The organism is Microbacterium sp. A94 (assembly GCF_051842855.1).
Lineage (GTDB): Bacteria > Actinomycetota > Actinomycetes > Actinomycetales > Microbacteriaceae > Microbacterium.
Window position 1 is genome coordinate 692,234 of sequence record NZ_JBPXMU010000002.1, and the last position, 14,836, is coordinate 707,069.

Below are 14,836 nucleotides of genomic sequence, written 5' to 3' on the forward strand. Positions count from 1 at the left end.
GGCGATGTCGAGCCAGACCAGTCCGACGATGACCACGGGGTTCACCCCCGCCGAACCATCGCACGGACGCTGACGGCGAGTGCGAGCGCGCACCAGAGGAGGAGCACGATGAGGTCGCGCCCGTTCATCGGATAGGTGTCTGACAGCAGCCCCGCGCGGATGAGATCGGCGGCCGGTCGGAACGGGAGCATGTCGTGCACGGTCTGGAACCAGCCGGGGAGCCTGCTTGCCGGGAAGGTGACGGGTGAGAACAGCATCACGAAGAACACCAACACCTGCGTGACCAGTTGCGTGAGTAGCGGCGGCAGGACCACGGCGATCGCATAACCGATCGCAGAGGCGGTCAGTGCTGTCAAGACGGATGCCGTCAGAAGCAACGGCCAGTCGAAGGAGTAGCTGAATCCGTAGCGCAGCTGCGCCACGATCACGGCGACCGCGACGCTCGGGAGCATCACGGCAAGCCAGACGGTCAGATCGGCCGCCAGGACCAGTGGTCGAGGCACGGGCAACGCGCGAAGGTAGGTGAACGTGCCGCTTGTGCGCGCCTGGGCCACGCCGGTGGCGACCATGACGAGCCCGACGATCATGAGGATCACGGTGGGGGCACCGGTGGACAGGAACTGGGCGGATGCCGTATCGATGTCGGGGATGAGCAGACCGAAGCCGATGATGATTCCGGCGGCGAGAACCGCCTGGACGACGATGACGAACGGGAGCATGGCACCGGTCTGCGCCATCGTCCAGCGCAGCAGGGCCACGTAGCCGACCCAGAGGCCGGTGCGCTGAGGTGCTGGTGCGGAGGAGGTCGTCGGCGTGGAGAGCGTCGGCTGTTCAATCATCAGCAGCATCCTTCGTAGATGTATCGGCGCTCGCCGTCGCCGCGAGGTAGGCGTCTTCGAGCGTGGCCGGTGCGAGTGCGTACCCCTCGATGCGCTCGGATGTGCGGAGAGTCGTTGCCCACGCGACGGCTGCGGCGGCATCCGTCGCGGCGAGAGTCAGCAGGACCCGGCGTCCGGCTCGGACTCGTCGAATGATCGGGATCGGAATCTCGGAAGGCGATTCGGACGGGTCGGTACCGCCTGAATGCGTGCAATCCGGGTGTGTGCCTTCCGGATGCAGGGACAGCTCGAGTTGCAGATCCTGATCACTGGAGCCTCGGAGCTGACTGGGTGAACCTGCGGCGACAACCTTGCCGCGATCGAGCACGACGAGCGAATCGACCACCCGCTCGGCTTCCACGACGTTGTGGGTCACGAGCAAAACACCGGCGCCTTCGTTGCCCAGGCGTCTGACGATCTTCCAGAGGCGTCGTCGTCGTGCCGCGTCGACGTCGTTGGTCGGCTCATCGAGAACGACCAGGGGTACCGGGGCGACGACGGCCATGGCGAACGCGGTGAGTCGGCGCACGCCTCCGGATAATCCGCCACCGTCTGGCGTCGCCCGCTGGGTGAACCAGGGGCCGATATCAAGTTCCTCAGCGAGGGCGCGTGCGGCTCGTCGGGCATCGCCGCGGGACAGGCCCCGCAACCGGCCGGCGATCTCGATCGCTGTCTTCGGGGTGAGACCGTCCAGCGGTGCTTGCGTCTGGGGCTGGAGTGCGACGCGCCGACGCGTGTGGGCGGGGGCCGCGATCGCATCGACGCCCGCGACGCGGATCGAGCCAGCATCCGGGCGCAGCAATCCGACGATCTGAGAGACCAGCGTCGTCTTGCCGGCGCCGTTGTGGCCGAGCAGCCCGACCACCTCTCCTGCCTGCACGCGCAAGCCGATCCCGTCGTTGGCGACGACGGCGCCGAATCGTCGGGAGAGGCCGTCCACTTCCAGTGCTGCGCTCATCTCTGCACGTCCTTCGAGTTCGGATACCAGCGGTATTTCACATACCGACAGTATCCAGATCCGCACGGTAGGTCAATCGTTAGGATGGCGAGATGGATGCTTCTCGCTCAGCGACGCGCACACCGCGGACCCGCGCCGAACGGCAGCGTGAGACTCGTGAGGCACTCATCCTCGCCGCGCTGGACGCGTTCTCCCGCGACGGTTATCACGCGACGAGCCTGGAGGGCATCGCGCATGACGCCGGGTTCTCCAAGGGTGCTGTCTACTCGAACTTCGCCAGCAAATCAGACCTGTTCCTCGCCCTGATGGACTTCAACCAGGAGATGCTGCAGGACGCCGACTGGGACCCGTTCTCGACCGCTGATACGGCCAGCGCCGACAAGACGGAACCGTCGACGGCGGGTGGTTTGGATGTCACGCAGATGGTTCGGGGGTTCGGCCTCGCGACGCTCGAGTTCATCGCAACCGCGGCCAGAGACGAGAGCCTCGTCCTCGCGCTGCGGGAGCGCATGCAGGTGATGATCGGCGCCTACGAGCGCATCGCGACGGAGGACCGACCGGCCGGTGAGGCTCTTCCCGCGGGTGACGTCGCGCGCCTCATGACCGCGCTCGATCAGGGGGTCACCGTTCTCGCACTGAGCGGCATCACCTCGATGGATTCCGCGCTCATTCGTTCGGGGCTGCGCCGGCTGATCGACCCAGCATCCGCTGCCGGTGACCCCGCACCGGAACGAGACGGCAGCACCGCTTCGTTCCCCGGAGTCGATCAGGTGCAGCGGCTGCTGCGGGATATGCCTGAAACCTGATGCCCTGCCGTGGGTATATGTCGCGGCGGATGCCCCAATATCAGCGCAGCGCCGCCCAGGCGAACATCGTCACGAGTGGATTCTGCTCGCCTCGGCCCCTGCTCATCGGTCCTGTCGGGAGGAAGCCGGCTCGGCGACGGTTGAGCCGCGCATGATGAGCGCGGGAACTAGGTAGTCGGCGGCGACGCCGTTCTCCGCGGTGCAGTCCAGGAGAGAGAGCAACCTTCGGATGGCCCGATGAGCGATCTCGATCACGGGCAGGCGCACGGTCGACAAAGGCGGATTCATATACCGAGAGAACGGATAGTCGCCCCAGCCGATGATCATGACGTCATCCGGGATCCGGACGCCGTGCTCGCGCAGTGCTGCGTATATACCGAGCGCGAAGTAGTCATTGCCCACCAGGAACGCGTCCGGCATGCGTCCGCTTTCCGCCAGGTCCGTGACCATGCGGTAGGCATCCTCGCCGCGCCAGGGAGCGGCGCCCCTGCTCGTGCGCCGGGAGGGGATCAGCACGGTATTGCGAGAATCGAACGCGATGTCGTGATCCTCGAGGGCGCTGCGGAACCCGGCGACGCGGTGCGCGACCGTGGAGATCTGCAGGTCTGCCTCGACGAGGACGATGTCGCGCGCGCCTCGCTCGATCAGCGCGGACGTGGCTAGACGACACCCCTCAGCGTTGTCGGTCGAGTACAGATCGACTTCCGCATCCGGCAACTCGCGGGCGATGATGACGAGGGGAACGCCGGCCCTCGTCACTGCGGTCCAGGGGTTCGACCGTCCCTGCACGGGCACCGCGATGATGCCGTCGACGCCGGAGCGCAGCGCCGCGTCCACCGCGGACTGTTCGCGCTCGGGGTCCTCGTTCGACAGCAGGAGGAGCAAAGTGTATCCAGCCTGGATGGCTTGCTCCTCGATCTCGGTGACGAGATCGTTGAAGAACGGGTTCGCGAGATCAGTGATGATCACGGCGATTGTCTTTCGCGAACCGAGCACGAGCGAGCGAGCGTCGGCATTGGGTACATAACCGATCCGCTCGGCCTCCGTCTTGATCCGCGCCCTCGTGCTCTCGCCGACGCCCGATAGATCGCGCAGCGCGCGCGAGACTGTGTTGACCGACAATCCGGTCGCGTCGGCGACATCCTGCAGGGTGCGCCGCCGGGGCGCTCCTGGGGTTCTGAGCATGGTGAGACTCCTATCGAAGCCCCCATTCTTACCGATGGGCGACAGGAGTGGGCAAGAGTCCGGTGTTTTCGGTGTTCAGTACTCCGCGACTACGACCTCGATCCGACCGATGAGGCACGGCGCCGTGGCGGTGAAGGAGAATGATGCCGGCCGCGCATCCAGCAGCACTTGATGTCGGATGCGCCGCGGCTGAGCACTGGCAATGCGGAATGCTTGCGGGCCGAGCCGCACCTCGGCATCGCCGGTGAACTCGAGATCGAGGAAGACGCCGCCGAAGCATGGCCGGGGCGGGGCCGCGAACGCGATATTCTCGCCCGGATACAGGTGCACAGCGCCGATGCGTGTTCGACGGGCTTGGCTTCGATGAACGGGAGGAGCCGTGCCGATGCGCATTCCGCGAGGTACTCCTCCAGGGTCGGGATACGCATGCGGTCTTCGTGCTTGCGCGCTCGGAGTCGGTAGTCCGATCGCAGCCGCGCGAACGGCACCTCGCTGATAAGGACAAGCGCGTCGAGGTCGTGCCCGGATTTCGTCGTCATCGTGCGGTTGAGGGACTCGTCGTGCAGAACGACCGCCACGCCGTCGGAGGTCAGCCGTACGTCGGTCTCGATGCAGGCGAAGCCAGCCCGCCGTGCGAGGCGCACAGCCTCGAGCGAGTTCTCTCCGGCGATCGTGCTGCCCAGGTGCACGCCGCGATGCGCGATGAAGCGTCGCGACGTGCACCTGGCCAGCATTTATCGTGCCGGGTTCGACAGATCCTCCGGCGACAGCAGTGCACCCTGCGCGCGCAGCGTGCGCTGCAGTTCGGCGGTGTCGACATCGCGCGGACGGATGTTGTCGCGTGCCGCTAGTGCGGCCGCGACCCCGGCCGCGTGCCCCGTCGCCGTGCACGTCGCTCCGACGCGCGCGCTGCCGAGTGCCTCGCGGTCGACCGAGATGCAGCGGCCGGCGGCGAGCAGCCCGTCGGTCGTCGCCGGCACGAGCGCCCGATAAGGGATGCCGTAGGGATCGGGCACGTACATGACGTGCGAACCGGCGAAGCCATCGACCGGGTGCACGTCGATCGGCCAGCCGCCGAGAGCGATTGAATCGTCTGGCTGTTGGGCGGCGCGGATGTCGTCACCCGTGAGGGTGGTAGCTCCCACCAGGCGCCGCGTCTCGCGGATGCCGATGGTCGGGGCTGTCTGCTGCAGCCTCGACTCCTCGAATCCGGCGACATTGTCACGCAGGTACTCGAAGAGCTGGAAGGCCTCGCGTCGGCCCTGTACCTCGGCGCGCGTGAGGTCGCGGTTGTCGGTTGCGTCGCCGACCACGCGCACCGAGTTGACCCACACGACATCCTTCTCGAGTCCGCCGAACCAGGGACCGCCGAACACGGGCAGCTCACCCCGGGCCTTAGCTTCACGCATGAGTTGCCGGTCAATCGTGACATCCTGACGCGCGGCCTCTGCATCATCCATGCCGTACTCATCGAGGTCGCCCGCTGCGGGACCCGTGCGGATGCGCGCCGGCTCGCCGGCCTCGATGCCCGGCGTCGTGCGCACGTTGGAGATGTACATTGGCAGCGTCATCGGCTGCAGCGTGTTGCCTTTGAGCCAGTCGTCGCCAGCGCGTGCGACGACATCGCCGTTGCCTGTCGCGTCGATCGTGACCGCTGCGCGGATCACTTGGCGCCCCTCGCGAGTCTCGATGATGCAACCGGTCACGGCGCCGTTCTCGACGATGGGGTAGGTCGCGAGCACGTGGAGCAGGAAGTCGACGCCAGCGTCGGCCAGCATCTCGTCGGCAACGAGCTTCATCTTCTCCGGGTCGGTCGACATCACCCAGCCGTCGTGGTCGACGGCGCCGCCGATCGCGGTGGCACGGCGCAGCCAATCTCCGCCCACTCCGTCCACGACGCGGACGCGGTCGGGTTGCAGCCAGGAGTTGTAACCGGCGAGGGTGATCACGAGGCCTTGGGTCCACATGCCGCCCAGGGCGCCCATCTCCTCCACGAGGAAGACCGAGGCGCCGGTCTGTGCCGCGCCGATCGCCGCGCCGACGCCTGCCGGCCCTCCGCCGACGACGAGCACATCGACATCGGCGATCACTGGCACGTCGCGTGCGGGTTCGGAGTAGGTGGGCGTGTGCGTCATTGGATTCGTCCTTAGTCATGCTCATGTGAGCGGAGTGGAAGAGGGTCTGACCTCAGTTAACTACCAGATGTTGACACATCTCAAGATGTGCGGAAAGATCAGAACGCTCATCTGAGCAACACGAAGACACGCGGAGGGTTGACGATGAACGCGAACGTACCTGACGATGGCGTGACCGAGGCGATCCTGCGTCGCTACTACCTCGACGACGCCACCAAACTCGACATCGCCGCCGAGTTCGGCATCTCGAGGTTCAAGGTTGCGCGACTGCTCGACGACGCCAAGCGGAAAGGACTCGTTCGGATCGAGATCACGCCGAGCGCCGCCGACGCCGATCGGTCGGAGCGGCTGCGCCGCGCGCTCGGGCTACGCCGCGCCGTAGTGGTCGGCGACTCCACCGATGCGGATGCCGAGTCTGTCCGGCGCGCGGTCGGCCGGGCGAGCGCGCGCTTGTTCACCGCCCTGGCTGGCCGCGAGTCCGTCGTGGGCATCTCGGCGAGCCTCGCCCTGATCGCGATGGGGGAGGAGATCGAGACGCTCGGTGAGAGCACGGTCGTGCAACTCTGCGGCGTGCATTCGGATGAGCTCGACGGTGTCGGACCCGTGGAGCTCGTGCGCCAGATCGCCGAGAAGACGTCCGGTCGCTCACGCGTCTTCTACGCGCCCTTCGTGACGCCCACCGCATCCTCGGCGCGCGACCTGAGGCGCGATCCTCGTGTGCGGTTGACGATGTCCGCCTACGCACGGCTCGATGTCGCAGCCGTCTCCGTCGGCGCATGGGCGCCCGGGGCCTCCGGGCTATACGACTCGCTCGCGCACGATGAGCGCGACGAACTCCGACGTGCAGGGGCGGTCACCGAAGTGTGCGGCATCCCGATCGACCGCGATGGACAGCCGGTGGCCTCCGCGGCGACCGAGCGCGTGCTCGGCATATCTTTCGACGAACTGCGTCGAGTGCCCGAGGTGATGGCGGTGGTACCGACCGCGGGCAGGGCCGAGGCGCTGAGAGCGCTCGCCGCCGGGGCACTAGTGACGAGCCTGGTCACGAGCGCTGCGGCCGCTGATGAGATCCTGGCCAACGCTGCGGCATAAGTGCCGGCATAACTTTCACTGGTTCATGGACCCCCGGAGCACGAGCTCCGGGGCGAAGTACTCGGTGATGGGCCCGGGCTCAGCGGAGCCGTCGATGAGCGCCAGCAGGCGCTTCGTCGCCCGTCGCGCGATCTCGATCGCGGGCAATCGCACGGTCGACAGCGGTGGGTCGAGGAAGCGTGAGAAGGGGTAGTCTCCCCATCCGACAACGAGCGTGTCGTCGGGCACCCGCAGTCCTCGTTCGCGCAGGGCGGCGTAGAGACCGAGGGCGAAGTAATCGTTGCCGACGAGGAAAGCGTCGGGCGCCGGCCGGGTGTCGAGCAAGTCGCTGATCATGCGGAAGGCATCTTCCCCGCGCCAGAGGGAAGCCCCGCGCGAAGAGCGGCGGGAGGGGACGAGTACCACCCGGTTCGGATCGAACGGGATGCCGTGCGCGTCGAGCACCTGGTGGAAGGCATCGAGTCGATGCGCGACCGTCGATACGTGGAGGTCCTCCTCGACGAGCACGATGTCGCGCGCCCCTCGCTCGATCGCCGCCTCGACGCTCATCCGGCGGCCGGCCTCGTTATCGTTGGAGTAGAGGTCGACATCGAGGTCGAGCAATTCGCGGGCCATGATCACCAGTGGGATGCCAGCCTTTGTCACCGCTGACCACGGGTTGGCGCGTCCCTGCACTGGGACACCGAGGATGCCGTCGACGCCGGAGCGCAGCGCGGTCTCGATCGCGATCTGCTCGCGCTCCGGGTCTTCGGCCGACAGCAGCAGGAGGAGCGTGTAGTCGGCCTTGACTGCGAGCTCTTCGACCTCACTCATGAGGTCACTGAAGAACGGGTTGGCGAGGTCGGTGAGGATCACGCCGATCGTCCGCCGAGAGCCGAGGACGAGGGATCGGGCATGCACGTTGGGCACATACCCGATCCGCTCGGCCTCAACCTTGATGCGGGACCGTGTCAAGGCGCTCACGCCCGGCTTGTCATTGAGCGCGCGCGAGACGGTGTTGGCGGTGAGGCCGAGGGCGTCGGCTACGTCCTGCAGGGTTCGCCGCCGCGGCCCGTCTGTTGTGCGCATCATGATTCGGTTCCGGCTACTCCTTGAGCTCGAGGTAGATGCGCAGCATCGGCGCGTCGTCCCCCGAGGTCTGCTCGCTGCGCAGCCGTAGCCAGTGCCCGAAGGTCGATACGGGGATCGAAAGCAGACCGACCGCCTCGGATGTCACGGGCACGATGAGATCGTGATCGATCCACTGAAGGCCGTTGGGAGAGATCTGCACGCGGAACTCGACCTCGGTCCCCGGTGCGGGTCGGAGGAACTGGACGTACCAACGGGCCTCGCCCGCCCAGCCCACCTCGAAGGGCTCGGTGGCGTGGGAGCCGACGAGATCGACGCCGCGTTCGAGGACGGCGCTCTGTGATTGACGCATGTTGCTTTTTACCAATCTGCCGAGATGACGACGGAGTCGAGGTAGAGGAAGTTGCGGTGAGGGCCAAGGGTGCGCACCGAGAAATAGAAGTTGAGCAGGCTCTCCAGCGACTCGTACTTCTCCTTGTAGGGCGGTACCGGCACATCACGCAGGTCGTAGACGTCGTTGTTGAACTGCAGTTCGACGTTCGACCGGGTTGTGGTGTCGATGAGGAAGCGCAGGTAGTGCCAGTTGACCTTGGTCGGCACTTCGTTGTAGCAGGCCTCCTGCCGCTGATCGTTGAGGTACGTCCAGTCGTCGGGGTTCGGCGCCGTGAAGTCGGTGTACTGGCTGTAGTCGTGCTTGCCCTCGAACCGCTCGTGCGGCGTGGGCTCGGCGACCGTCGGGTACATCCACTTCTGGATGATCCGTCCGTCCTCATCGGCATTCTGGAATCGCATGACGTTGTGGTAGCGGATGCCGTCGTGGTCGAGGTCGGTGGCGACGGTGAATGCGCCGAACTGAGCCTCGGTCGGGTGGGAGTTTGCATCCCAGCTGATGTCGCCGTAGGTGTTCTGTTCCTCGCCGCCGCCGAGATTCGCCTCGCCCTTCCAAGCGAGATACGCCTCGATCTGCAGGTAGCCGCGGCCGCTCATAGTGAGCCGGCGGATCGCCGTGGCCGTGTGGCCAGGCGCCTCGCGGGTGGCGAGCTTGAGCGAGTACGTGCCGGTCATGCCGCCATGCGTGCCCACATCGAAGAAGTTCTGATTGGACAGCATCGGCGGGCGCATGTCGCGGAAGTGCTCGTCCATCGAATCGAGGTCGCCGCGGCCGTTGTAGTTGCCGCCGAGCTCGACCCAGCCGTTGGTGCCTTCGTTGAAGTCATCGAACGTGAGGATCCGTGGGAGCGGATTGAATTTCGATAGACGCAGATCGCTGCTGCGGATCGCTTCCCGCAGGCTTGCTGCGGTGTTCGCGACATCGGGGGTGGTCACCAGTGACTCCTTGACTTCGGGCCCCGACAGCATTGCCGGGGCGATGTGAGCGCAACATTAGCGTTATCGTGAACCGCTGTCAAAGGTCATTCTCCCGAGCCTCGCGCAAACGCGCGCTCATATGAGAACCCTTGAAATTGCGCTGATCTTGACTAGCGGTTGACAATTTGGCTGAGATGCGCGAGGTTCATTAGCGATAACGTTCCGGTGGATCGAAGACGAGCCGGAACCCGAACCAGGGGTCGCAGAGGACCCCCACGGAGGTGAACATGCTGGGATACACGATTCGACGGGCGCTACTCGCCGTCTTCGTGCTTTGGGGTGTCGTGACCGTGGTGTTCATCATCGTGCGGCTCGTGCCGTCCGACCCAGCGGTTCTCGTCGCTGGAATCGATGCCACGCCGGAACAGATCGCCGCGATCCGCGTCAGGATGGGGCTGGATCAACCGCTGTTCGTGCAGTACGCCGGCTATCTCGGCGGAGCGCTCCGCGGAGACTTCGGCAACTCATATACGCACGGCGGATCGGCGATGGCACTCGTTCTGCAAGTGCTGCCGAATACGGCGCTACTCGCGTTCCTCGGCTGCCTGCTGGCGGTCATCGTGAGCTTCCCTCTCGGCCTGCTCGCGGCGATCCGCGTCAACCGGCCGACTGACCGCATCATCACCACCGGGAGCCTGCTCGCACAGGCCCTTCCCGGGTTCTGGGTCGGTGTGGTGCTCATGCTCGTGTTCTCGCAGACGCTGCGACTCTTGCCCAGCTCTGGATTGGGCAGCCCCGCCGCGCTCGTACTCCCCGTCGTGACGGTATCGCTGCCCTTCATCGCGATTCTCACACGCATGACCCGCAGTGGTCTGCTGGAGGTGGTCGGTGAGGGTTACGTCACCACGGCGAGAGCGAAGGGCCTGTCGGAGCGCACGGTGATCTTCACCCACGCGACGCGCAACGCGCTCATCCCTGTCGTCACGCTGGTGGGTCTGGAATTCGGCACCCTCCTCGGTGGCGCGGTCGTCACCGAGACGGTGTTCAGCTTCCCCGGCGTCGGCAGGCTCCTGGTCTCTTCGATCCTCGCCCGCGACTACAACCTCGTGCAGGCATGCGTCGTGGTCATCGCCGCCGGATTCGTGATCGTGAACCTGCTCGTCGATCTCCTCTACGGATTCCTCGACCCGAGAGTGAGGCTCGCGAAATGACCGGTGTCCCTCCCACTATCGCCATGCAGACGATGCAGCGCGCCCGCAAGGCCCGCCGTGGCGTCACCGCACGCATCGCGATACCGATCGTCGTGATCGCCCTGTTCATCATCGGCGCGATCGTGGTCCCGATTCTCTATAATTTCAACCCGCTGCACGCGGATGTGCTGCTACGACTGAAGCCCCCCGGGACGACTCTGCCGGACGGATCGGTCGCGATCTTCGGCACGGACCAGGTCGGCCAGGACCTCTTTGCCCAGATGATGATGGGTGCCAGGGTCTCACTCACCGTCGGCATCTCCTCGCTGCTCTTCGCGGGGGTGGCCGGTGTTCTCACGGGGCTGATCGCGGGCCACTTCGGCGGCTGGGTCGATAACGTGCTCATGCGCATCGCCGACGTGCAGCTTGCCTTCCCCGCGATCCTCCTCGCGATCCTCCTCGCCTCAGTGCTGGGATCGAGCCTGTGGAACGTGATCGTGGTCATCTCGATCACCAACTGGGTCGTGTTCGCCCGCGTCACCCGCAGTCAGGTGCTGACGCTGCGCAGCCGAGAGTACGTCGAGGCTGCCCGCACCCTGGGCGCGAGCGACTGGCACATCATCTTCCGTACGCTCTTGCCCGGATGCCTCGCCCCAATCCTCGTCGTCGCCACTGTCGAGTTCGGCCACGTTGTGCTGCTGGAGGCTGCGCTGTCATTCCTGGGTGTCGGCGTACCGCTCGGCATCCCGAGCCTGGGCTCAACGATCAGCAATGGCACGGCCTACCTCAGCACGGCCTGGTGGATCTCGACCCTTCCCGGTATCGCGCTCGCCGTCCTCGTGCTCGCCACGGGAGTCCTGGGCGACGCCCTGCGCGATCGTTTCGACCCGAAGTTGCGGAGCGCCTGATGACGATCTCACATGCACCGGAGGCGACGCCGTCGCCCTCGCGGCCCGATGAACTGCTCTTGAGCGTGCAGGACCTCCAGGTCGAATTCTCTACCTCGGCCGGGGTTGTGCGGGCGCTGGATGGCGTCAGCTTTGACGTCCGCGCCGGGCAGACCGTCGCCATCCTCGGCGAGTCAGGATCGGGCAAGTCGGTCACTGCGCAGGCCATCATGGCGCTGCTGCCGAAGCCCGCTGGGTCGATCGTCGGCGGCCGGATCCTCTACGGCGGCGTCGACCTTGCTGCGGAGCCCGTCGGCCGGGTGCGCGAGCTGTGCGCGACGGAGATCGCCATGATCTTCCAGGACCCGCTGAGCTCGCTCAACCCGGTCTACCGGGTCGGGTGGCAGATCGCTGAGCTGTTCCGCCGCCGCCGAGGCACTCCCAAACAGGAGGCGTGGGCGAAGTCCCTCGCACTGCTCAAGCGGGTCGGCATCCCGGATGCGGAGACGCGCATCCGCGACTACCCCCATCAGTTTTCCGGCGGTCAGCGCCAGCGCATCATGATCGCGATGGCGATCGCGCTGGAGCCGAAGCTCCTCATCGGCGATGAGCCGACCACCGCGCTCGACGTCACCGTGCAGAAGCAGGTCATGGACCTGCTCGCCGATCTGCAGGCGGAGACAGGGATGGGTATGGTGCTCATCAGCCACGACCTCGGCGTCGTCGCGGAGGTCGCCGACCGGGCCGCCATCATGTATGCCGGCCGGATCGTCGAGTTCGGCGGCATCCGCGAGGTCTACGACCACCCGGCGCATCCGTACACGCAGGGGCTGTTGAACTCCATTCCCAGCAACACGGCGCGCGGCGAACGGTTGACGCCGATCGCCGGCTCTCCGCCGAACCTGCTCGCCCTGCCGACTGGATGCTCGTTCCATCCCCGCTGCCCGTTCGCTACCGATCTCTGCCGCAACCAGGTGCCCGCGCTACGTGCGCCGGAGGGATGGGCGCCGGAGCACCTGGCGGCCTGCCACCGTTCCGAGGAGGTGCTCGCGCATGACTGAGCAGACCGTTCCCCTGCTGAGCGTGGAACACCTCAAGGTGTCGTACCCGTTGCGCTCCTCAATCCTGCTGCGCAAGACCGGCGAGAACGTCGCAGTCTCGGACGTGAACTTCGAAATCCGACCGGGCGAGACGGTCGGCCTGGTGGGCGAATCCGGTTCGGGCAAGTCCACCATCGCCCGCACCGTGATTGGACTGGTACCCGCGGCCGCCGGCGTCATCCGGTTCGAGGGGAATGACATCGCCCAGCTGTCGCTACGCCAGATGAAGGACATGCGGCGCGACATGCAGATGGTCTTCCAGGACCCGTACGCATCGCTGAACCCGCGGCTGACGGTCCGCGATCTCATCGCCGAGGGGTGGCGCGTGCACGCCGGCATCGTGTCACGTGATCAGTGGACGGTCGAGGCGAAGGCGCTCATGGAGCGCGTCGGTCTCAATCCGGACTACTCCGACCGGTATCCGCACCAGTTCTCTGGTGGTCAGCGCCAGCGCATCGGCATCGCCCGCGCGCTAGCCCTGCGTCCCAAGATCATCATCTGCGATGAGGCAGTCAGCGCGCTGGACGTATCGGTGCAGGCGCAGGTGCTCAACCTGCTCGAGGATCTGCAGGCCGATCTCGGACTCTCCTACCTCTTCATCTCGCACGACCTCTCGGTCATCGAGCACATCTGCGACCGCGTGCTCGTCCTCAACAAGGGCGTCGTCGTGGAAGAGGGCACCGCAAAACGGCTGTTCGATGATCCGCAGCATCCTTACACGCGGGCGCTCCTCGCGGCGGTGCCTGTCGCGCGCCCGTGGCTGAAGGAGACCCCTTGAGTGGGCAGATGATCGTGCACCTCGTGCGCCACGGGGAGTCCCTGTGGAACGTCGAGGGTCGCTATCAGGGTCAGCAGGACTCGGGCCTTACTGAGGACGGGCGCGCGCAGGCCGCGCAGTTCGCCGCGGCCTTCTCCCGCGAGGTGCCGCACCCCGACGTCGTATTCTCCAGCGACCTGCCCCGAGTGCGCGACACAGCCGCGAAGTACGTTGAGCGCGTCGGTGTTCCGGTGCGTGAGGACGAGGCGCTGCGGGAGATGAACGTCGGCGACTGGGCCGGAATGACGCTTGAGGACGCCGAAGAGAAGTACCCCGAGATCGTGACGGCCGTGGCTGCTGGCGCGGACATTGCCCGCGGTGTGGGCGGCGAGACGTTCGCCCAGACGCGCGAACGCGTTGTCTCCGCGATCGGTCGTGTCGTCGACGTGCTGGAGAGCCGGGAGGAGGGTGGGATCGCGGTCATCTTCACGAGCGGTAACCCCATCCGGCTCGCGGCCGCCCACATGCTTGGTATCCCCTCACCAGGGCACATGGTGCTCGGCGCCCCAGACAACTGCTCCGTCACGACGTTCCGCTTGCGTGACGGGCGCAGCGAGGTCGTGCGCTACAACCATGACATCGCGCAGGCTCGTCCTGCCGATCAGAGGGAGATCTCGTGACCGCGCCGCTCACCTTCATTGCACAGACGCACAACCTGTGGGGCGATCACCACGCTGCGGAGCGGGTGGATGCGATGCGCGCGCTGTATGAACGGCGCGCACCCGACCTGCTCGCCACGCAGGAGACGCGCGCGTGGTCCCGAGACCTGCTCGATGCGGTGATGCCCGGTCATCGGCGCGTGCAGGACGACTTCCCCGGGTGGGAATCGCAGAGCAACCTGTGGTGGAACGCCGAGCTGTTCGTCGAGGTCGAGCACGGCGCGGAGGACGTCGGCATTCACGACGCGCACGCCCGCCTGTTCTGGGTCCGGCTGCGGGTCGTGGGGGAGGACAGGACGATCCTGTGGACGACCGCGCACCTGTCGTATTCGGGCAACGCGATCGAAGTGGAGACGGGAGTCAACCAGCGCACTCCCCAGGCTCATCGTGTCGTGGAGGAACTGGCCCGTCTCGCCCGGCCGGACGAGCCGGTATTCTTCGCCTCCGACACGAACGCGATCGCGACGGCGATCTGGGTAATCGGCAATGCCGGATACCTTGATTCGTTCAGCGCCCTCAACCGGCAGGCTCCGCCGACGCACCCCGTCGTTCCGAACCCGTTCCGCGAGAGCGTCGGCACGCCGAAGTCGCCGATCGCGAGCCCGCACAAGACCATCGACTACATCTTCTTCCGAGGCCCCGTGCGCCCCCGCAGCGCCGAGGTCGTGGAGTTCTTCGACCGGGGAATCTCGCCCAGCGATCACTACCCCGTCGCCTCGACGTTCACGTTGCCCCGCCGGGGCGAGTGAGCCG

Annotated in this window: 16 protein-coding genes; 8 read left to right on the forward strand and 8 right to left on the reverse strand. The window is 66.3% G+C overall.

Translation table 11 applies throughout. From position 1 onward, the window contains the following. Positions 1-41 precede the first annotated feature (41 nt). Both ACSU1L_RS09210 and ACSU1L_RS09215 read right to left on the reverse strand, forming a co-directional pair. Entirely contained in the window at positions 42-839 is a 798-nt protein-coding gene (locus ACSU1L_RS09210; protein ID WP_439255530.1) for an ABC transporter permease, read from the reverse strand. Continuing rightward, complete coding sequence (locus tag ACSU1L_RS09215; protein WP_439255531.1) at positions 832-1,836, reverse strand: ABC transporter ATP-binding protein; 1,005 nt, start codon at positions 1,834-1,836, stop codon at positions 832-834. Before ACSU1L_RS09215 ends, ACSU1L_RS09210 begins: the two co-directional genes overlap by 8 nt. 92 nt (positions 1,837-1,928) lie before the next feature. Between ACSU1L_RS09215 and ACSU1L_RS09220 the strand changes: the two genes are divergently transcribed. Then, positions 1,929-2,642 carry a TetR/AcrR family transcriptional regulator gene (locus tag ACSU1L_RS09220; RefSeq protein ID WP_439255532.1) on the forward strand — a complete coding sequence of 238 codons (714 nt, stop codon included), beginning with the start codon at positions 1,929-1,931 and terminating at the stop codon, positions 2,640-2,642. Between the two features lie 102 nt (positions 2,643-2,744). Here the strand turns inward: ACSU1L_RS09220 and ACSU1L_RS09225 are convergent, their stop codons facing one another. The 3 genes from ACSU1L_RS09225 to ACSU1L_RS09235 form a co-directional block, all read right to left on the reverse strand. After that, the gene (locus tag ACSU1L_RS09225) at positions 2,745-3,827 is read right to left on the reverse strand and encodes a LacI family DNA-binding transcriptional regulator (protein WP_438252565.1); all 1,083 of its coding nucleotides are present in this window, start codon (positions 3,825-3,827) and stop codon (positions 2,745-2,747) included. Positions 3,828-3,916: 89 nt separating this feature from the next. Then, positions 3,917-4,561, reverse strand: coding sequence for a glycerophosphodiester phosphodiesterase family protein (locus ACSU1L_RS09230; protein ID WP_439255533.1), 645 nt, complete (start codon positions 4,559-4,561; stop codon positions 3,917-3,919). Next, positions 4,562-5,962 (reverse strand): FAD-dependent oxidoreductase, encoded by a 1,401-nt coding sequence (locus ACSU1L_RS09235; protein ID WP_438252567.1) that lies wholly within the window; start codon positions 5,960-5,962, stop codon positions 4,562-4,564. Between the two features lie 144 nt (positions 5,963-6,106). Here ACSU1L_RS09235 and ACSU1L_RS09240 point away from each other — a divergent pair, with 144 nt between their 5' ends. Next, a complete protein-coding gene (locus ACSU1L_RS09240) occupies positions 6,107-7,054 on the forward strand; it encodes a sugar-binding transcriptional regulator (RefSeq protein WP_438252568.1) in 948 nt (315 codons plus the stop codon). 15 nt (positions 7,055-7,069) lie between these two features. Here ACSU1L_RS09240 and ACSU1L_RS09245 read toward each other — a convergent pair whose 3' ends face one another. From ACSU1L_RS09245 to ACSU1L_RS09255, 3 genes are read right to left on the reverse strand one after another with little or no spacing between them, the layout of a single operon-like run. Then, complete coding sequence (locus ACSU1L_RS09245; protein WP_438252569.1) at positions 7,070-8,125, reverse strand: LacI family DNA-binding transcriptional regulator; 1,056 nt, start codon at positions 8,123-8,125, stop codon at positions 7,070-7,072. A 13-nt stretch (positions 8,126-8,138) separates the two neighbouring features. Further along, on the reverse strand, positions 8,139-8,474 hold the full coding sequence (locus tag ACSU1L_RS09250) for a hypothetical protein (RefSeq protein WP_438252570.1): 336 nt from the start codon (positions 8,472-8,474) through the stop codon (positions 8,139-8,141). An 8-nt stretch (positions 8,475-8,482) separates the two neighbouring features. Continuing rightward, the gene (locus tag ACSU1L_RS09255) at positions 8,483-9,448 is read right to left on the reverse strand and encodes a DUF6772 family protein (protein WP_438252571.1); all 966 of its coding nucleotides are present in this window, start codon (positions 9,446-9,448) and stop codon (positions 8,483-8,485) included. Between the two features lie 269 nt (positions 9,449-9,717). Here ACSU1L_RS09255 and ACSU1L_RS09260 point away from each other — a divergent pair, with 269 nt between their 5' ends. From ACSU1L_RS09260 to ACSU1L_RS09285, 6 genes are read left to right on the forward strand one after another with little or no spacing between them, the layout of a single operon-like run. Further along, entirely contained in the window at positions 9,718-10,641 is a 924-nt protein-coding gene (locus ACSU1L_RS09260) for an ABC transporter permease (protein WP_438252572.1), read from the forward strand. Next, positions 10,638-11,528, forward strand: coding sequence for an ABC transporter permease (locus tag ACSU1L_RS09265; protein ID WP_438252573.1), 891 nt, complete (start codon positions 10,638-10,640; stop codon positions 11,526-11,528). The genes ACSU1L_RS09260 and ACSU1L_RS09265 overlap by 4 nt, the downstream gene beginning before the upstream one ends. Next, on the forward strand, positions 11,528-12,568 hold the full coding sequence (locus ACSU1L_RS09270; protein WP_439255534.1) for an ABC transporter ATP-binding protein: 1,041 nt from the start codon (positions 11,528-11,530) through the stop codon (positions 12,566-12,568). The genes ACSU1L_RS09265 and ACSU1L_RS09270 overlap by 1 nt, the downstream gene beginning before the upstream one ends. Then, positions 12,561-13,385 (forward strand): ABC transporter ATP-binding protein, encoded by an 825-nt coding sequence (locus ACSU1L_RS09275; RefSeq protein WP_438252576.1) that lies wholly within the window; start codon positions 12,561-12,563, stop codon positions 13,383-13,385. Before ACSU1L_RS09270 ends, ACSU1L_RS09275 begins: the two co-directional genes overlap by 8 nt. Beyond that, the gene (locus ACSU1L_RS09280) at positions 13,382-14,044 is read left to right on the forward strand and encodes a histidine phosphatase family protein (protein ID WP_439255535.1); all 663 of its coding nucleotides are present in this window, start codon (positions 13,382-13,384) and stop codon (positions 14,042-14,044) included. Before ACSU1L_RS09275 ends, ACSU1L_RS09280 begins: the two co-directional genes overlap by 4 nt. After that, positions 14,041-14,832 (forward strand): endonuclease/exonuclease/phosphatase family protein, encoded by a 792-nt coding sequence (locus ACSU1L_RS09285; protein WP_439255536.1) that lies wholly within the window; start codon positions 14,041-14,043, stop codon positions 14,830-14,832. Before ACSU1L_RS09280 ends, ACSU1L_RS09285 begins: the two co-directional genes overlap by 4 nt. Positions 14,833-14,836 lie beyond the last annotated feature (4 nt).

Coding starts and splice junctions, on each gene's coding strand:
- ACSU1L_RS09210 (WP_439255530.1), bottom strand. CDS start 839: ATGATTGAACAGCCGACGCTCTCCACGCCGACGACCTCCTCCGCACCA.
- ACSU1L_RS09215 (WP_439255531.1), bottom strand. CDS start 1,836: ATGAGCGCAGCACTGGAAGTGGACGGCCTCTCCCGACGATTCGGCGCC.
- ACSU1L_RS09220 (WP_439255532.1), top strand. CDS start 1,929: ATGGATGCTTCTCGCTCAGCGACGCGCACACCGCGGACCCGCGCCGAA.
- ACSU1L_RS09225 (WP_438252565.1), bottom strand. CDS start 3,827: ATGCTCAGAACCCCAGGAGCGCCCCGGCGGCGCACCCTGCAGGATGTC.
- ACSU1L_RS09230 (WP_439255533.1), bottom strand. CDS start 4,561: ATGCTGGCCAGGTGCACGTCGCGACGCTTCATCGCGCATCGCGGCGTG.
- ACSU1L_RS09235 (WP_438252567.1), bottom strand. CDS start 5,962: ATGACGCACACGCCCACCTACTCCGAACCCGCACGCGACGTGCCAGTG.
- ACSU1L_RS09240 (WP_438252568.1), top strand. CDS start 6,107: ATGAACGCGAACGTACCTGACGATGGCGTGACCGAGGCGATCCTGCGT.
- ACSU1L_RS09245 (WP_438252569.1), bottom strand. CDS start 8,125: ATGATGCGCACAACAGACGGGCCGCGGCGGCGAACCCTGCAGGACGTA.
- ACSU1L_RS09250 (WP_438252570.1), bottom strand. CDS start 8,474: ATGCGTCAATCACAGAGCGCCGTCCTCGAACGCGGCGTCGATCTCGTC.
- ACSU1L_RS09260 (WP_438252572.1), top strand. CDS start 9,718: ATGCTGGGATACACGATTCGACGGGCGCTACTCGCCGTCTTCGTGCTT.
- ACSU1L_RS09265 (WP_438252573.1), top strand. CDS start 10,638: ATGACCGGTGTCCCTCCCACTATCGCCATGCAGACGATGCAGCGCGCC.
- ACSU1L_RS09270 (WP_439255534.1), top strand. CDS start 11,528: ATGACGATCTCACATGCACCGGAGGCGACGCCGTCGCCCTCGCGGCCC.
- ACSU1L_RS09275 (WP_438252576.1), top strand. CDS start 12,561: ATGACTGAGCAGACCGTTCCCCTGCTGAGCGTGGAACACCTCAAGGTG.